The organism is Hubeiibacter jixunmingi, assembly GCF_041928215.1.
GTDB lineage: Bacteria > Pseudomonadota > Gammaproteobacteria > Pseudomonadales > Moraxellaceae > Acinetobacter.
On sequence record NZ_JBHFHK010000017.1, the window covers coordinates 21955 to 38367 of the forward strand.

13 protein-coding genes, 1 tRNA gene and 1 CRISPR repeat array (1 of these 15 only partly in view) are annotated in these 16413 nt (G+C 39.0%); of the genes, 7 read left to right on the plus strand and 7 right to left on the minus strand.

Translation table 11 applies throughout. From position 1 onward, the window contains the following. Nucleotides 1-2792: direct repeats of the CRISPR family, unit length 28 nt; unit sequence GTTATTAGCCGTGTAGGCGACTTAGAAA; it begins 538 nt to the left of the window's first position. A gap of 5 nt (nucleotides 2793-2797) precedes the next feature. Further along, a complete protein-coding gene (locus tag ACEYX7_RS04195) occupies nucleotides 2798-3643 on the plus strand; it encodes a hypothetical protein (protein WP_374900230.1) in 846 nt (281 codons plus the stop codon). 60 nt (nucleotides 3644-3703) lie between these two features. Here the strand turns inward: ACEYX7_RS04195 and ACEYX7_RS04200 are convergent, their stop codons facing one another. Together ACEYX7_RS04200 and ACEYX7_RS04205 are read right to left on the minus strand one after the other, a co-directional pair. Continuing rightward, nucleotides 3704-4882, minus strand: a complete 1179-nt coding sequence (locus ACEYX7_RS04200) for a hypothetical protein (protein WP_374803510.1) — start codon at nucleotides 4880-4882, stop codon at nucleotides 3704-3706. Between the two features lie 18 nt (nucleotides 4883-4900). Beyond that, nucleotides 4901-5770 (minus strand): DUF2797 domain-containing protein, encoded by an 870-nt coding sequence (locus tag ACEYX7_RS04205; protein ID WP_374803512.1) that lies wholly within the window; start codon nucleotides 5768-5770, stop codon nucleotides 4901-4903. A gap of 288 nt (nucleotides 5771-6058) precedes the next feature. Here ACEYX7_RS04205 and ACEYX7_RS04210 point away from each other — a divergent pair. Continuing rightward, nucleotides 6059-6148 (plus strand) — tRNA-Ser (locus ACEYX7_RS04210). Nucleotides 6149-6184: 36 nt separating this feature from the next. Here ACEYX7_RS04210 and ACEYX7_RS04215 read toward each other — a convergent pair. The 5 genes from ACEYX7_RS04215 to ACEYX7_RS04235 form a co-directional block, all read right to left on the minus strand. Next, entirely contained in the window at nucleotides 6185-6697 is a 513-nt protein-coding gene (locus ACEYX7_RS04215; protein WP_374803514.1) for a hypothetical protein, read from the minus strand. 248 nt (nucleotides 6698-6945) lie between these two features. Next, nucleotides 6946-7395 (minus strand): hypothetical protein, encoded by a 450-nt coding sequence (locus ACEYX7_RS04220; protein WP_374806960.1) that lies wholly within the window; start codon nucleotides 7393-7395, stop codon nucleotides 6946-6948. Nucleotides 7396-7460: 65 nt separating this feature from the next. After that, nucleotides 7461-8726, minus strand: a complete 1266-nt coding sequence (locus ACEYX7_RS04225) for an Mrp/NBP35 family ATP-binding protein (protein WP_374806959.1) — start codon at nucleotides 8724-8726, stop codon at nucleotides 7461-7463. Nucleotides 8727-8894: 168 nt separating this feature from the next. After that, nucleotides 8895-9125, minus strand: a complete 231-nt coding sequence (locus tag ACEYX7_RS04230) for a hypothetical protein (protein ID WP_374803520.1) — start codon at nucleotides 9123-9125, stop codon at nucleotides 8895-8897. A gap of 118 nt (nucleotides 9126-9243) precedes the next feature. Next, nucleotides 9244-10236, minus strand: coding sequence for an MBL fold metallo-hydrolase (locus tag ACEYX7_RS04235; protein WP_374900231.1), 993 nt, complete (start codon nucleotides 10234-10236; stop codon nucleotides 9244-9246). A gap of 150 nt (nucleotides 10237-10386) precedes the next feature. On the opposite strand from ACEYX7_RS04235, the gene ACEYX7_RS04240 reads away from it, so the two are divergent. The 5 genes from ACEYX7_RS04240 to ACEYX7_RS04260 form a co-directional block, all read left to right on the plus strand. Continuing rightward, on the plus strand, nucleotides 10387-11979 hold the full coding sequence (locus ACEYX7_RS04240) for a peptide chain release factor 3 (protein WP_374803524.1): 1593 nt from the start codon (nucleotides 10387-10389) through the stop codon (nucleotides 11977-11979). 118 nt (nucleotides 11980-12097) lie between these two features. After that, entirely contained in the window at nucleotides 12098-13153 is a 1056-nt protein-coding gene (locus ACEYX7_RS04245; RefSeq protein ID WP_374803526.1) for a hypothetical protein, read from the plus strand. A 262-nt stretch (nucleotides 13154-13415) separates the two neighbouring features. Then, nucleotides 13416-14486 (plus strand): RsiV family protein, encoded by a 1071-nt coding sequence (locus ACEYX7_RS04250; RefSeq protein WP_374806957.1) that lies wholly within the window; start codon nucleotides 13416-13418, stop codon nucleotides 14484-14486. A gap of 21 nt (nucleotides 14487-14507) precedes the next feature. After that, a complete protein-coding gene (locus ACEYX7_RS04255; RefSeq protein ID WP_374806956.1) occupies nucleotides 14508-15347 on the plus strand; it encodes a TatD family hydrolase in 840 nt (279 codons plus the stop codon). A 324-nt stretch (nucleotides 15348-15671) separates the two neighbouring features. Continuing rightward, nucleotides 15672-16413 (plus strand): baeRF3 domain-containing protein (locus ACEYX7_RS04260; RefSeq protein ID WP_465249752.1); only part of this gene is annotated, 742 nt, incomplete at its 3' end.

A 16413-nucleotide genomic window follows, 5' to 3' on the forward strand; every position in this document is an offset into this window, starting at 1 on the left:
CAGTTATTAGCCGTGTAGGCGACTTAGAAAAAACGCTTGGACGATGCCGAACAATTTTACTTGTTATTAGCCGTGTAGGCGACTTAGAAAGCCTCAGCATGGGTTAGCTCATCATCCGCAACGTTATTAGCCGTGTAGGCGACTTAGAAATAAGCAGACAGCACCATTAAGCGAATATGAATGTTATTAGCCGTGTAGGCGACTTAGAAAATAATTCATACCATCACCACCTTGTACCTTTTGTTATTAGCCGTGTAGGCGACTTAGAAATAACACGGTTCAAATATTGCAAATGGCTGATTGTTATTAGCCGTGTAGGCGACTTAGAAACTGACGTTATTCATCAATTTGGCAAAAATATGGTTATTAGCCGTGTAGGCGACTTAGAAAAAAAAATTCTTCAATTTCAACATCGCTATATCGTTATTAGCCGTGTAGGCGACTTAGAAAAAAAATCAGTCTTGAACATGATTTTTACTTGCGTTATTAGCCGTGTAGGCGACTTAGAAAAACTCACCAAAGACTATTTGGTGAATATTGTCGTTATTAGCCGTGTAGGCGACTTAGAAATAATTGGTGCGGTGTAGTCGCCTTGCCTCAATGTTATTAGCCGTGTAGGCGACTTAGAAATCAAGGAATTCACGTGCTTGCGGGTGCATAGGGTTATTAGCCGTGTAGGCGACTTAGAAATTTAGTGTTACGAACGTGCCTACATCTCCATTGTTATTAGCCGTGTAGGCGACTTAGAAAAAGTACCGACGTGCCAGTTTGATAATCCACATGTTATTAGCCGTGTAGGCGACTTAGAAATACATCGTGCAAATCCGTACCGTCAGCACGCAGTTATTAGCCGTGTAGGCGACTTAGAAAACGCAACTATGCAAGAACTTATGTCTTCCATAGTTATTAGCCGTGTAGGCGACTTAGAAAGACTGGGTCAATCGTAGCATAGAGATACAAGGGTTATTAGCCGTGTAGGCGACTTAGAAATCGTGGTTAGAATTCGGGTTAGAATTCGTGCTGTTATTAGCCGTGTAGGCGACTTAGAAAGTGATGTCGATTTTTCCATCGCATAACGTAACGTTATTAGCCGTGTAGGCGACTTAGAAAAGCAACAGTAGATGTGCGTAATTTGAAGTCTGAGTTATTAGCCGTGTAGGCGACTTAGAAACATATCCACTTCAGATAGACCAGTCACGATTTGTTATTAGCCGTGTAGGCGACTTAGAAACATCGCAGATTTTGATGAGGTCGAACTTTATGGTTATTAGCCGTGTAGGCGACTTAGAAAAGACCTATAAACACCCTGACCCTGCTTGCCGTGTTATTAGCCGTGTAGGCGACTTAGAAATTATGCTTAGCACGGGCGTCCTCTAAGACAAAGTTATTAGCCGTGTAGGCGACTTAGAAATGCACCTTAGCAAGTACATTTGCAGGAAGTTGGTTATTAGCCGTGTAGGCGACTTAGAAATATTTGAGTGTGGCAACAGTTGCAACGGTATGGTTATTAGCCGTGTAGGCGACTTAGAAATTCAGCAATCGAAAAAGGGGGGGCGGGCGGAAGTTATTAGCCGTGTAGGCGACTTAGAAACAGTCTCCCCAACCTTACCCCCATTAGATTTAGTTATTAGCCGTGTAGGCGACTTAGAAATATCTGAGGGTACGATTACACCGGGTTGGGACGTTATTAGCCGTGTAGGCGACTTAGAAAGTTGCATTCATATCGGCAGGGGCGAAATATTCAGTTATTAGCCGTGTAGGCGACTTAGAAATCAGATGCGGATAATTCCATATCAAATATTGCGTTATTAGCCGTGTAGGCGACTTAGAAATATGGCGGGTGTATTGCGTGGCGTTTGTGTAAGTTATTAGCCGTGTAGGCGACTTAGAAAATGCCTGAGCAAATGTTGCGTTATCGTGCAGCGTTATTAGCCGTGTAGGCGACTTAGAAAAATGGCTCCATTTTTAAATAAAAGGCATCATTGTTATTAGCCGTGTAGGCGACTTAGAAAATCATTCGGCAAAGTTCGTACATCTACTGTTGGTTATTAGCCGTGTAGGCGACTTAGAAAGAACCATCTTTGTTTGACAAAGACGAACAACTGTTATTAGCCGTGTAGGCGACTTAGAAAATATAAAAAAATGGCTTGTACCATTTAAACCCGTTATTAGCCGTGTAGGCGACTTAGAAAGTACTTGCCGATGACCCAAGGTGAGCCGTATTGTTATTAGCCGTGTAGGCGACTTAGAAAAACAAACGTATTCGTCGTGTGTTTGAAGTGCCGTTATTAGCCGTGTAGGCGACTTAGAAAATTCACGTCGTTGCTATCAGGTACACACATAGGTTATTAGCCGTGTAGGCGACTTAGAAATTGCAGGATTCGTAACCCGTTTGACGGATAACGTTATTAGCCGTGTAGGCGACTTAGAAAGCAAACGCCAGCAGAAAGAAACAATTACTAAGGTTATTAGCCGTGTAGGCGACTTAGAAAGCTTGTCAAGCTTTAATTTAGATATTTTTCGAGTTATTAGCCGTGTAGGCGACTTAGAAACGTCAGGTGCATGGCGTCACCCTGACGGAAATGTTATTAGCCGTGTAGGCGACTTAGAAAGTGATGCATTGATGCTTTGACAACAAAAGTTAGTTATTAGCCGTGTAGGCGACTTAGAAAGTCAGGCATCGTGATACGCTCACTATTGATGGGTTATTAGCCGTGTAGGCGACTTAGAAAATCTTCCGTTAGCACCATTACCGTTTCTTGCAGTTATTAGCCGTGTAGGCGACTTAGAAATCGAGTTGAACACTTTGATTGACCGTGCTAGAATAGATGAAATTATCGCTAACAGCGGTCTTTTTGGACTAACTGTCTATACCAACCCAAACAACACTAATACCTTGGAGTTTTACTACTATGGCAACCCAACCGATTCACAATCAGTCACCGACTTCACCACAAACGCCCGAAAAGCCATCAATGACCTTGCAGGAAGCATCACAGATAATAGAAAAAGCGTTACTAGAAGCTGGTTCTACGCCAACGAAGCTACTCACCAAAGCGGAGTCACAATCCCATATGCGTCAATTACAAGTGACCTTCATACCAGCGAAAAGAGCCGTCCCAACCAAGTAACTCAAGCAGTTGCTCAATCACTTAATCCTACAGCCCGTGGATTTGAACAGCAAAATATTACCTCTGAGCAACGCGAGTTACAGACTCGCGTTGCCAACGCATACGACAACGCCCCACTATACGACCTCGACAATCCGCTTGTACGACGGGCATATGAGGAACTAGCAGTCGAGGTTAAAGAACAGTTTAATGCAATGCCTATTAAACACATTGAACTTTTAACGGGGCAGGGCGAACCCTATGCAAACAGTGCGGAAATGCGGGAAGATGTGCGAATAAATAATCGCCTCAAAGTCTTCGCAACAACCCCTGATAGTTTTGGTTCAAATCCTAACATCGACTACAGCACCCACCCCCTTATGCAAGCTAGTGGGCTTAGAGATGTTAATGGCAAACCGCTATTGATGAATGATTTATTTAGAGCTGTGCATGATTATTATGCACATACTATGTCGCCTGTGGCTTTTGGTCCTAAAGGTGAAGAAGCGGCTTGGAAAAATCATAGTTATTAGCCGTGTAGGCGACTTAAAGTTTGGTGTTAAATCGGAGATGCTGTGGGCGATTAAGAAAACTCATTTTTCGATAAAATAATGCTGTTGTTGTTTACAATCTAGGCAAATGCAAGATACACTATTTTCTTGAAAATATTGCACTTTTAGATTTTTACTACCACAGCTGATACAATGATTACGTACAAAAAAACGTAATGTCGGCATAATGTCTTGCCAACATTTCCAAAGTGGTTGTTGAATGGCTTTTTCGCCCAATTTTAAAAAATCAAAAATAAAAATACCAAACATTTGACTATATGGCAGGTCGGCAGGGCGGGGCTGATTGGTGGTTTCCCATTGCTGTGTTTGACCTTGGCTACGATATTTAACAAGTGTCTGCTTGATATAATTGGTATTAAAAAATTGATCATTTTTCTTTCTTAATAATTTTTCATTGTGTAAATATGCTAAGGCTTTATCAATTAAAAAATACACTTGAGTTAATGCCAAATCTTTTAATAATGATTTAAAAGTTTCTAATAAAGCAGGATTGGTATAAAACTGCACTTGATAAAGGTGACAGCGATATTGACAATAATGCACCGCTTCATGTGCCATTAGCTCATAAAGTGTCTCTAACACATCTTGCTCATTCTGGTAAGGCAAACCTTGCAAAAAATCTGATAAAAACCATGATTTTAATTGCTCTACCAAAGTTAGTAAACTTGGCTCACGATAACCATGCAAACGCAAATTGGTATAGTATTTTTCGCTGTCTGGCTCAAGCTCAATCAGATAATTATGCTGAATAAAATGCTGTTGTAATTGTTTAAATAACTGATAACTTGGTGCAATCAAAGTCGGTTTAAAATCATTAAACTCAAAATACTCTTGATAATGCCTTTCATGACTGACTTTATTAATACTGATTGCCAATAAAAATAATTTGTCAATCAAAGATAAGTCATCAAGTAAATATTCGCTGTCGTCGTGCGATTCACGTTGTTTGAGGCGTTGTTGCTGTTTTTCTTGATAGAGACTTTTTTTCAACTGCTGTTGGCGTTGCTTTAGACAATGCGGACAATGACAAGTCAAAGCATGATCGCCATAGAAGATACAATGCTGACAATACGGACATTGGTGCATTTCAATATCTTGATGATAAAACTCGCCCACCACCCATTCCATGGTCTTTTTACAGACAGGGCAGGGCTGACTTGGATCAAGCGTACGCTGATAGGTGGCAGTGAGTTCAATCATCTTATTAACAATCAAAAATTAGTCATGACTTAAAATCAATTCATAGCCGCTATATTTACGGATATTGATTACACCTGTATCCAATAGCAGATATTGCCCTTTGATGCCCATCAGTTTGCCTTCAATCGTTGGGGTCTTATCCAGATTATGGCTGACAATTTTGCTTGGATACTCAGTGACTGGATAATTAAAATGATAGGTTGGCAAATTCAATATCGCCAAATCTTCATCGGGATATTCGTCATCAATCTGCTGGATTTTGGCTTGAAAGGTTTCAATCAAACGTTGCTTTTCTGCATGCAAATCCAAAGTTTCGGCATCGCCTTTCAGCAAAGCACGCCAATTGGTCTTATCGGCAATCAAACTGGCAAATAATATTTCGACTTGACCAGACAAGCGACGCGAACCAACTTGCATAATAGGTAAAGCTTGATTTGCGCCTTGGTCTAACCAGCGAGTAGGCATTTGCACTTGACGTGTAATACCCACTTTAAGACCACTAGAATTGGCAAGATAAACGGTATGCGGCCTAAAGCAAACATGCTGTGCAAAACTGTCATCACGGCATGTACCAAGGTGATAATGGCAGGTTTCAGGCTTTAGGATACACATATCGCATGATGCTGAGGTCTTAAAACATTTGAAACAATAACCTTGAGAGTAAGATTTTGGCGTTTTGCTTCCACAACCAATACAATAGATGTTGCCCGTCCAATGTAGCTGGACATTTTTACCCAAGAGTGGTCGCATATCAACACGGAAATGATCCAAAACAAAATGGTACTGTACAGGGTGGTTGATGGCTTCAGCGGTATTTTGAGCTGGCTCAAAAGACAGATCATCGTCTAATCGAGCTTGCATTTTGTGGCAAACGCCTTGGTATTGCATAAAAAAACGCCTATGTGCTAAAACTTTATCAGTGGTCAATTCAATGTGGCATAGTATAGCTGAAATCTATGGATTATTTTGTATAAAATTACAGCATGATGGTTAAATCAGTCATTTTGAGTGATGAAAAAAATCTGATACAGCGATATAAAAAATCACTAAAAATGCTTCAAAATTAATCAATTATACCTAATTTGATGCTAAAAAGTACAAAAGAACACAAATTTATAGAAAATATTAAAAAAGTACTTGCCAACAGAAAAAAATCTGATAATATACGCATCAACAGGAAGCGTGGCAGAGTGGTTTAATGCACCGGTCTTGAAAACCGACGAGGGTGTGAGTCCTCCGTGAGTTCGAATCTCACCGCTTCCGCCAAATACCAAAAGCCCTTATCAATTGATGAGGGCTTTTTTATTTCAGGTTTTTTTTAGAAAAAGTAGGTCTTCCATTTGCCCTGAGCTTGTCGAAGAGTCGGGAAACCGTTATGGTTCGCCTTGCGAAATAGTGTTTCTTACACCACGAACTGTTTCTTTCAAATGCCATTTTCGAAAGAGGTCTATTATCTAATTCTTTCAATGTAGTTCCTATTCCCCATTTTCCAAATAGTTTGCCTTTATAGTTATTTTGTAGAGTGATGAAATCTAATTTAGGGTCGTTTTTACCATCAAATCTTAGAATAATATCCTGACCCTTGTCCCATTTTGCAGTAAATATTGTTTGAGCCACGCCATAAACATCTAGAAAGTTATATTCAATAATTAACCATGTTTTATCGTTAACTAAACTACTATCATAATTTTTACTATTGATAAGAATATGATTAGTATGGTCTAAAAAATAGTCTAAGCTTATGCCGAGATTAATTCCACCGCCACTAATCTTTGGTAATATATCCGCATTTAAATTTGGCTCTATTTTATTCATTCCGCTATCCAATGATTATTTACCCGTTTAGAATTTAGTCTTGAGAGTTCATGTAAAGCTACTCGTTCAACCTTAGATGATTTTTAATATTACAAAATTAGCCGTAATGTTACAATTGCTTTTTTATAATGCTGTGAAATCAAATTGGTTTTTAGAGCTTATCTAATTTTATAGGTTGTCTTTACCAGTCCTTTGTTTTTTTTATCAATTTTCTAAAAAATATTTCAGTCCACAAAGTGAGTTCAAATTTAATTATCTTCCGATAGATAACTCTGATAATCTATACCATCAATTAAATACAAATGATATTCACTGATTTTATGCTGTAAGAATGTCATATCGGTTTGATTTGTGATAAACATTCTATCGGTTCTATCATAACCACTTTCAAACATAACCTGATATTTTGGAAATAACAAACAAAAATATCGTTTTTCCCTTAAGCCATCTTGTAAAATATGCAAAAATCTTTCACTACGCACATCAATTTCTATACCTTGATGATTAACCACGATAATCACTTTATTATCAATACTTCGGTAAAAATCAATAAAATATTGCTCTTGTTGTAAATACTCATCTAAAGCATCATTTGCAACCGCAGTGGCATAACACAAAGTCGAACAATCATCAGCTTGCTTTACGCTCAACCAATGATCAAATATAGATAGAAAATACACACTTTGCCATGAATACATCATGTATCACCTATAGAAATAAGAAAAAAGGCTTAAAGTACAAAATCTTAAGCCTTAATTTAATATCAGAAAATCCGTTGTTTATCTTGCTTGACGGGCAATAGCTCAATTTGACTTTTTAGCTTTTCAGCAATCGCCATATAAAATGGCATGGCTTCATCTTGAGTGATGACACTCGGCTCGCCTTTATCCGCATTTTTACGAATACAGGCATTTAATGGCAATTGACCTAATAATGGCACATGATAATCTTCTGCCAAAATCTCACCACCACCATGCCCGAAAATCTCACTTTCATGACCACAATTTTCACAAATATGCACCGCCATGTTTTCAATCACGCCTAGGATGTTGATACCGACTTTTTGAAATAATTCAATGCCTTTTTGTGCATCCATCAATGCCACATGCTGTGGCGTGGTGACAATCACCGCTCCAGCTACCGCAATACGCTGTGCCAAAGTCAGCTGAATATCGCCCGTCCCAGGGGGCATATCAATCAATAATACATCCAGCATCGGCCATTGGCTTTGATTAAACATTTGCATTAATGCACCTGTCGCCTTTGCCCCACGCCATGCGATAGGCGTTTTGGCATCACCAGTCAAATGTCCAATCGATAGTACGGGCATCTGATAGGCTTCCAAAGGTACAAACTCGCCATTTTCTACCAAAGGCGTTTGCCCTTCATTGCCCAACATAGTCGGAATGCTCGGGCCATAAATATCCGCATCCAAAACACCGACATTTAAACCCAATTGCTTTAATGCCAAAGCAAGATTGACCGTGGTGGTGGATTTACCAACACCGCCTTTACCTGATGCCACCAAAATCACATGCTTGATATGCGGATGCTGTGCAATCTCAGCTTGGGTGGGTGCTGTTTTTTTAATCGGTGCTTGATCGGCGATGGCTTGTTGTTCTACAGCAAGTTGTTCGGCGGATTTTTCTAATTTTTGCTGTGACAAATTAGCATCAACCACAGGTGGTAAGTTATTGTTTTTTAGCTTTTTCTTTTGATTAACATGCAAATTTAGCGTTTCCACACCGAATGGACGCAATTGTGCGGTCAGTTCATCATACAGTGCTTGTAAATGCTCGGTTTCATCATCATAGACAAAAAAACTGAGTTGCAAGGTATTTTTATCCACTTGCAATTGTGTAATACGTTCAGATAAAAGCTGGGCATTTGGGGCAAGGCGAGTTTGGCTTAGGTGTTGTTCAATGACTTGCATATCAATCGCTGTATGATCAATATTTACAGCGTTGCCATCTGTATTCGTATCAACCGAAGAGATAATTTTGTTTTTGAGTTGATTGAGCCAAGACATCATTTATACCATACAGCAAATAAAAAGCCATTATAAAGTAAAAGTATCGGCAATGTTAAAAAAATCGTTTGGATAAAGGTCAATAATTACAATAAGATTTATCATGATTTTGAGTGATAAAAAAGCCGTGTCCATTTGAGTAACACGGCTTGATTGAATACTTAAAAATTAAGCTTCATTGTCACGACTGCGGTCACGACCTTTGATTACCATGTACAATAGTGATGCCATCAATACCCATGCACCAACAAAAGCACTGGCACAAAAAGCCAAGATTCGACCACTTTTATCCAGTGGGAAAAGGTTATTATTCAAACCATACAGCACAATCACCCATTGGGCAATTGCAAAGACAATCATTACAACCGAGTGTCGTTTTACATCAGGACGCATCGCCATAGCCGTTCACCTAACTCAAATTATTTAAACTGAGCTATTATTGCATAGCTGAACGATTTTTTTAAGCTAATTTTTACGATGTAATTAAACGGTATTGGTGGTTATTTTTTAGCTCATATCAGGCTTCAATCAAATCTTCCCACCACAACATTGTTAAGCTATCCTTATCAAATACTTGTCCCATCATGGGTGTTACACTATGGAGTTGATATTGCTGAGCCAACGCCATGCTTTGCTGTACAGGTTCATACCATGGATGCAGAGCGAGTGCATAAGCTCCCCAATGAATCGGCATCCACACTTTGGCTTGGCAATCTTGTACCGCTTGGATGGTCTGAGCAGGAAACATATGATTATCTGGCCAAGAGTCGTTATATTGTCCATTTTCCATCAAGACCAAATCAAAACCGTTAAAATAATCACCAATCTGTTTGAAATGCTCGCCATAAGATGAATCAGCAGAAAAATAAATTTTTTCCTGTGCGGTATGTAACACAAAACCTGCCCAAAGACTACAATCACGGTCAAACATACCCCGTGCCGAATTATGCCGAGCAGGCACAGCAGTAATATTTAAGTTATGATGTTGATGATTTTGCCACCAGTTCAATTCATGAATACGATGACTATCTATGCCCCAAGCCTGTAATTGTTTACCCAAACCCAGTGGCACAATAAATTGACAATCTTTCTTCTGATAGAATGCAATCACCTGATGGTCTAAATGATCATAATGATTATGACTAATTAAAATATAATCAATCTTGGGCAAATCCGCTAAGGCAATCGGCGGTGCTTGAAAGCGTTTCATCATGATAGGCAAAGGTGACGCATGTTGATAAAAACACGGATCAATCAGAATAGTGGTCTTTGCCATGCGAATCAGCAGGCTAGAATGCCCAAGCCAAATACATTGTGCTGTTTTGTTTTGATTAAAAAACATATGCCAATCAGGTGCTTGTATTGGTAATGCGTGCTGTGGGCGATAAGCATCCGCATTAAAAATGATTTTTAACATTTTCCAAAAAACATCTTTTTTTAATGCTTGCGTAGGCGGTGTATTATAAAATTTTGAGTCTTTAAAATGACATGTGGCGAAAGGTTGGTTCATCTGCAATCCATGTAAGTGTATTTTAGACGTTAGCATTGTGGTGTTCGATTGACATTTAATGTGATTTGTACAGCGTTGTCAATCTGTGCAAAAGCAATAAACTAAAGTATAATTCGTAGTAATTTTTGACAGATTTATTGTGTATATATTATGAGCTTAGAACAACAGCTACAGCAAGAAGTGCAAGCACGCCGCACCTTTGCTATTATTTCGCACCCCGATGCGGGTAAAACCACGATGACTGAAAAGCTATTACTCTGGGGTAAGGCGATTCAGGTGGCAGGGATGGTAAAAAGTCGTAAATCCGACCGTGCAGCTACATCAGACTGGATGGAAATGGAAAAAGAACGTGGGATTTCGATTACCACATCGGTGATGCAATTTCCGTATAAAGACCATATTATCAACCTGTTAGATACCCCTGGGCATGAAGATTTCTCGGAAGATACTTACCGCACCTTGACTGCGGTGGATAGTGCCTTGATGGTGATTGACGGGGCAAAAGGTGTCGAAGAACGTACTATCAAATTGATGGAAGTCTGTCGTATGCGTGATACGCCGATTGTGTCTTTTGTCAATAAAATGGACCGTGAAATCCGTGAGCCTTTAGAATTACTTGACGAGATTGAAAACGTATTAAAGATCCGTTGTGTGCCAATCACTTGGCCTTTGGGTATGGGTCGTGATTTTGCAGGCGTATATAACATTTTAGAAGATAAATTGTATATTTATAAAGCAGGTTTTGGCTCAACCATTACGGATATTGAAATTCGCAATGGCTATGACCATGCTGATATTCGTGACAAAGTCGGTGATTTGGCGTTTAAAGCTTTTGAAGAATCTTTAGAATTGGTACAAATGGCAAATGAACCGCTAGACCGTGAGCAATTTTTACAAGGTAAGCAAACGCCTGTATTGTTCGGTACGGCATTAGGTAATTTTGCTGTAGATCATGTGTTAGATGCTTTTTTAAATTATGCCCCAGCACCAAAAGCCCATCAAACGCAAGAACGTGTGGTAGAAGCCACCGAAGCAGGTTTTTCGGGTTTTGTATTTAAAATTCAAGCCAATATGGATCCAAAACACCGTGACCGTATTGCCTTTATGCGTATTTGCTCAGGTAAATATGAAAAAGGCTTAAAAATGAATCATGTGCGTATCGGTAAAGACGTGCGTATTTCTGATGCCTTGACCTTCTTGGCAGGTGAGCGTGAGCATTTGGAAGAAGCTTGGCCGGGTGATATTATCGGTCTGCATAACCACGGCACGATTCAGATTGGCGATACCTTTACCAGTGGTGAAAATTTGCACTTTACGGGTATTCCACACTTCGCCCCAGAATTATTCCGCCGTGTACGTCTAAAAGACCCTTTAAAGTCTAAGCAATTGCAAAAAGGCTTAAAAGAACTTTCTGAAGAAGGTGCAACCCAAGTCTTTATGCCACAAAATAGCAATGACTTAATCGTCGGTGCAGTAGGTGTGTTGCAGTTTGACGTGGTGGCATATCGTCTTAAAGAAGAATACAAAGTGGATTGTATCTATGAGCCAGTGAGCATTCATACCGTGCGTTGGGTACATTGTGATGACGACAAAAAGCTAAATGAATTTAAAAAGAAAGCACATGATCAATTGTCATTAGATGGCGGTGGACATTTGACTTATCTTGCACCAAGTCGTGTAAATTTGCAGCTGATGCAAGAGCGTTATCCTGACATCGAGTTTAGAGCAACGCGTGAGCATTAAGCTTGGATGAGTTGGGGGAAATCATTGAGTCTCAATCGATCTAGATTCAATGATTTTCCTGTATTTTTACGATTATGGGTTTATTTTCTATTTTAATAATTGATGATTAGCCAATTTATTGATTCAACAAAGCGGTGTACAACATTTCGCTTTAAAAAATGTATTGATAGCGATTTTACCTAGAGATAACTTTAATATGCAAAAAGCTCAAAAGATTGTTTTAGTTTTGCCTTTATTATTGGCTTTGGTGGCTTGTAATGGTGAGTTAAACTCTGCAAAAACCGATGCAGAAAAATTACAACAACAAGAGCAAAAACAAGGCTATCCTGTGTTGATTGCTACGCCAACCGTTGCAGATTATGGTTTACCTTTTTGTGAAAAACGCTATTGCTTAGAAGTGGAAATTTTTGATTTTAAGAGCCAAGATCAATGGTTTAATCAGTTTACCAATGAAAAGATTGCTGACCTTATTCGTAAGCAATTGGGTGTTGGTGAAAAAATGACACTTCAACAAGCGGTAGATGTATTTGTACAGCGTTCAGATGAATGGCGTGATGGACAGTCACAACTAGCCAGTGCGACAAATTCACCATCGCAAACTAGCCATGAATCTGCAAAGACTAATAAATCAGCAGAAAAATCAACTGCGATACAAAATAAAGAAAAAAGACCTGCCAGCGATACACAAGACAGCAATGTTGCTTATCAAGGGTGGCGTATCTATGCACAGCCACAAGTTATTTTACAAAAAAATCAGTTGGCATTTTTGAAGCTAGACGTAGAATATGATATTGCAGGCAATTCGATACCAATGCAAAGTTATTTTTATGTTGCTGATCGCAAAGACAAAAAACAAATCAATCTTTACGATATCATTGATGCCAATCATCGTTTAGATATGCAAGCATTGATTCAGCAAAGCTATCAAACATGGCATCAATCACGAGCCAGTGAACCTGTTGCGTCTGCCAGTCGTTTGAATTGGGGCAGTCAAGATTGGTACTGGAATGAAGACAAGAATACCATTTCGATTTACTATCGTCTTTCTGATTTGGGTATTGAAAATACACAGACCGATGCAAATTTTATGGTTGATATTCCGAGCGATAAAGTGACACAGTGGGTCAGTCCAAGTTTTATGGCGATGTTGCAACCAAACACCACACATAACTAGTCAAATTGTGCCAGTCGGTGAGTCGTATTATTGGTGTTAGATTTTGATATTTTGCGTAAATAATATTCATTATTTACGCTGTTTGTACATAAAATCTTAACTTTAGCTCGAATAAAAACAATCTACCAACAGACTAATTTTTAAAAAATGTTAAATTAGTCGCATCTTTATATACATCAATCATTTAAGCCGAGGAATGGATGTCAATTTTACAGGCTTAAAATGAGATGTGTCGTGCAAATAAAATTGAAATGTGGTTAATATGCTCAGTCGCACACAACGACCTAACTCATGTCTTCGCTTTGATGCTTTGACAGCAGTGATAAAACAGACAAATATCAAAAAATCTGCACTGGTAGCCGTATCTGTGTTGCTGCTGTTGCAAGGCTGTACGCAGAATTCTCAGCCACAACCGCCATCGTCTGATGTTTCAGCTAGTGAAACTCAGCCTGCATCTGCAGCAAAAAGTCTGACTGTACTGAATGCAAGAGTTAGCCCAATGCCTTTCCAACGTGTTGAGTGTAGTGGCAAAGATTGTCCAGAAATTGACATTTACCAAATTGAAAGTAATTACCAAAAAATTGATGCTCTGGTTAAACGCCAAATTGTTAGTTATGTTGCCGAGCTTATGCAAGGTTTTAATGTGAATCCTGCCAGCGATGTTCATAGTAGTGCAGAGCAAAGTAAATCGCCTGTGACAAGCATGAATGCACAGCTGAAACAAAAAGCCAGCAGTGCTGCACAAAACTCAGCTGATGATGCACAAACATTACAGCAAAGTATTCACTTATTTTATGAATTGGCCGAAGAAAATAAAAGCTTAGGCGGTAGCAATAAGCTCAATATTTATATCAAACCGCAAGTGATTAATCCGCAAGGTCCTATCGCAACGGTAGTGATCAATGCCAGTAACTATTTGGGTGGGGCACACGGTAGCTCTGCACAACAATACTTAAATTTTAACTTAGAAAATGAGCAGATGCTCAATCTAGATAGCATCATTAAATCTGGCAAGAGAAAAGCGTTTAATGATATTGCATTCAAAGCATATCAAGATTGGGTCACTCAAACCCAGACTGATATTACTTTTGAAGATTATCAGAAGATGTGGAAATTTAGTGTTTCGGAAAATTTTTTCCTGAGTCCACAAGGTCTGATTTTACAGTATGGTGAATATGAAATTGGTCCTTATGCTGTAGGTTTGCCACGTTTGATTATTCCATATCAAGACTTACGAGATGTTTTGGAAGATCAATATTTGCCACCACAACAGCTTGCTGCAAGCGATACGGTATCATCAGCCGTTGCCACAGCAAGCAGTGTCAAGCAGTAATGCTGGTCAGTAAATTTGATCATGACATCACGTCTATTTGATACTCATACACATTTTGATGTTCAAGATTTCGATGCTGACCGTCAAGCATTAGCAATGCAAGCATATCAGCAAGGTGTGCATGCTTTGGTATTGATTGGTTTTTTGCAATCTCGTTTTGCAGATTTGCGACGTACTTATCAAGATATGCTAGATTGGCAAAGACAACATCCACAAGGTGCAGTTCCTACACCTTTTCTTGCACCAGGTCTGCATCCTTTGTACATTGAACAGCATCAGACGCAACATCTGGCTGATTTAGAACAATTTTTAAAAAGTAATGATTGTGTGGCGATTGGTGAAATTGGTTTAGATTATTTTTTACCCGAATTAAAAACCACATACAGTAAACAACGACAAGCTGAATTTTTCTCTGCTCAACTTGACTTAGCAAAGCAATACCAAAAACCTGTACTCTTACATATTCGTCGTGCTCATGGTGATGTCCTACGCATTCTAAAACAACACAAATTTACTCAAGGTGGTATTGCACATGCCTTTGGTGGTGGTGCAGAAGAAGCCAAAGCTTTTGTGAAAATGGGTTTTAAAATCGGTATTACGGGCTTAATTACCAACCCGAATGCCAAAAAATTGCAACAAGTGATAAATCATACAACGCCACAAGATTGGGTGATTGAAACTGATTGTCCTGATATGACGCCTTTGTGTTGTCAAAATTCGCATGAACGACGTACACGTAATACGCCTGCCAATCTGCCTTATGTTTTACAGGCTTTGGCAGAGATAACAAAAATAGCCGAGCAAGACTTGGCACAGCAACTGTGGCAAAACAGCCTAGCGTGTTTGAATGTCAAAATGTAGAGACCTTATTCACTTTTGATTTTTTTGTTCAAATTGTAAACTTGAATTATAAAAAGCAATGACGATTACAACAAAAAGATTACTTTTTAACATAGCATTACATTGTGTAAACATGGAGAAACAAAGGAGCATATTTTTGCATAAAGTTACAACAAAAGCTTACTTTCCCTAGGGAATTTTGTTTGTTACTTTAGAATCATGAAGTAAGTGATTAGTTTTAAATTAAATCCAACTTTTTGCTTTATTTTCATTGATTTAGAATTTCTTTGTTTTAAATTTTCGAAAATAATTTTTTGCAAAAAGCTATTTTGAGAGGAAAATATCATGAAACCAACTTTAAAATCTTTGCGTGATGTTCGTGCCAACCCAGCACTAAGTGTATTTGTAAAAACGCATCGCCACCATCCAGAAAATGAGCAAGATCCGATTGCGTTAAAAAATCAGCTGACAGAAGCACAAAATCGTCTAGAGCAAGAATTTGACAAACGTACAGTGGCAGCTGTAATGGAAAAAATTGAAGCCAAACTTGACCGCTGGGATCACAACTACAACCTTGACACTTTGGCAATTTTTGCAACAACTGAAGAAGCACAAGTTATCCGTATGCCGCTGGACGCACAACCACGTGTAATTATTAACAACCGTTTTGCAGTACGTGATTTGGTGCGTGACTTGGCAAACTCAGTGCATTACTATGCAATCGTCATCACTCGTGAAAGTGCACGTTTGATCGAAGCCGTAAATGGTCGTGTAGTACAAGAATTTGATCACAATCATCCTTTGCAAGAAGAGTTGACACATGACAAATTCCCTATTCGCAACACACACTTGCATACGACTAGCGGTGCAGACCGTTCAGCAGCATCAAATGAAGACAATTATTTGAAAGAGTTCTTGAACCGTGCGGACAAGAGTTGCCAACAAATTTGGGGTAAAACTGAAGAGAAATTACCACTAGTTGTTGTTGGTGATGCACGCAATATCTCCTTCTATAGCAAAAGAAAAATAAAATTGGTACAATATAACTATGGCATACTCACAAGACTACCGACAAATGATACTAGCG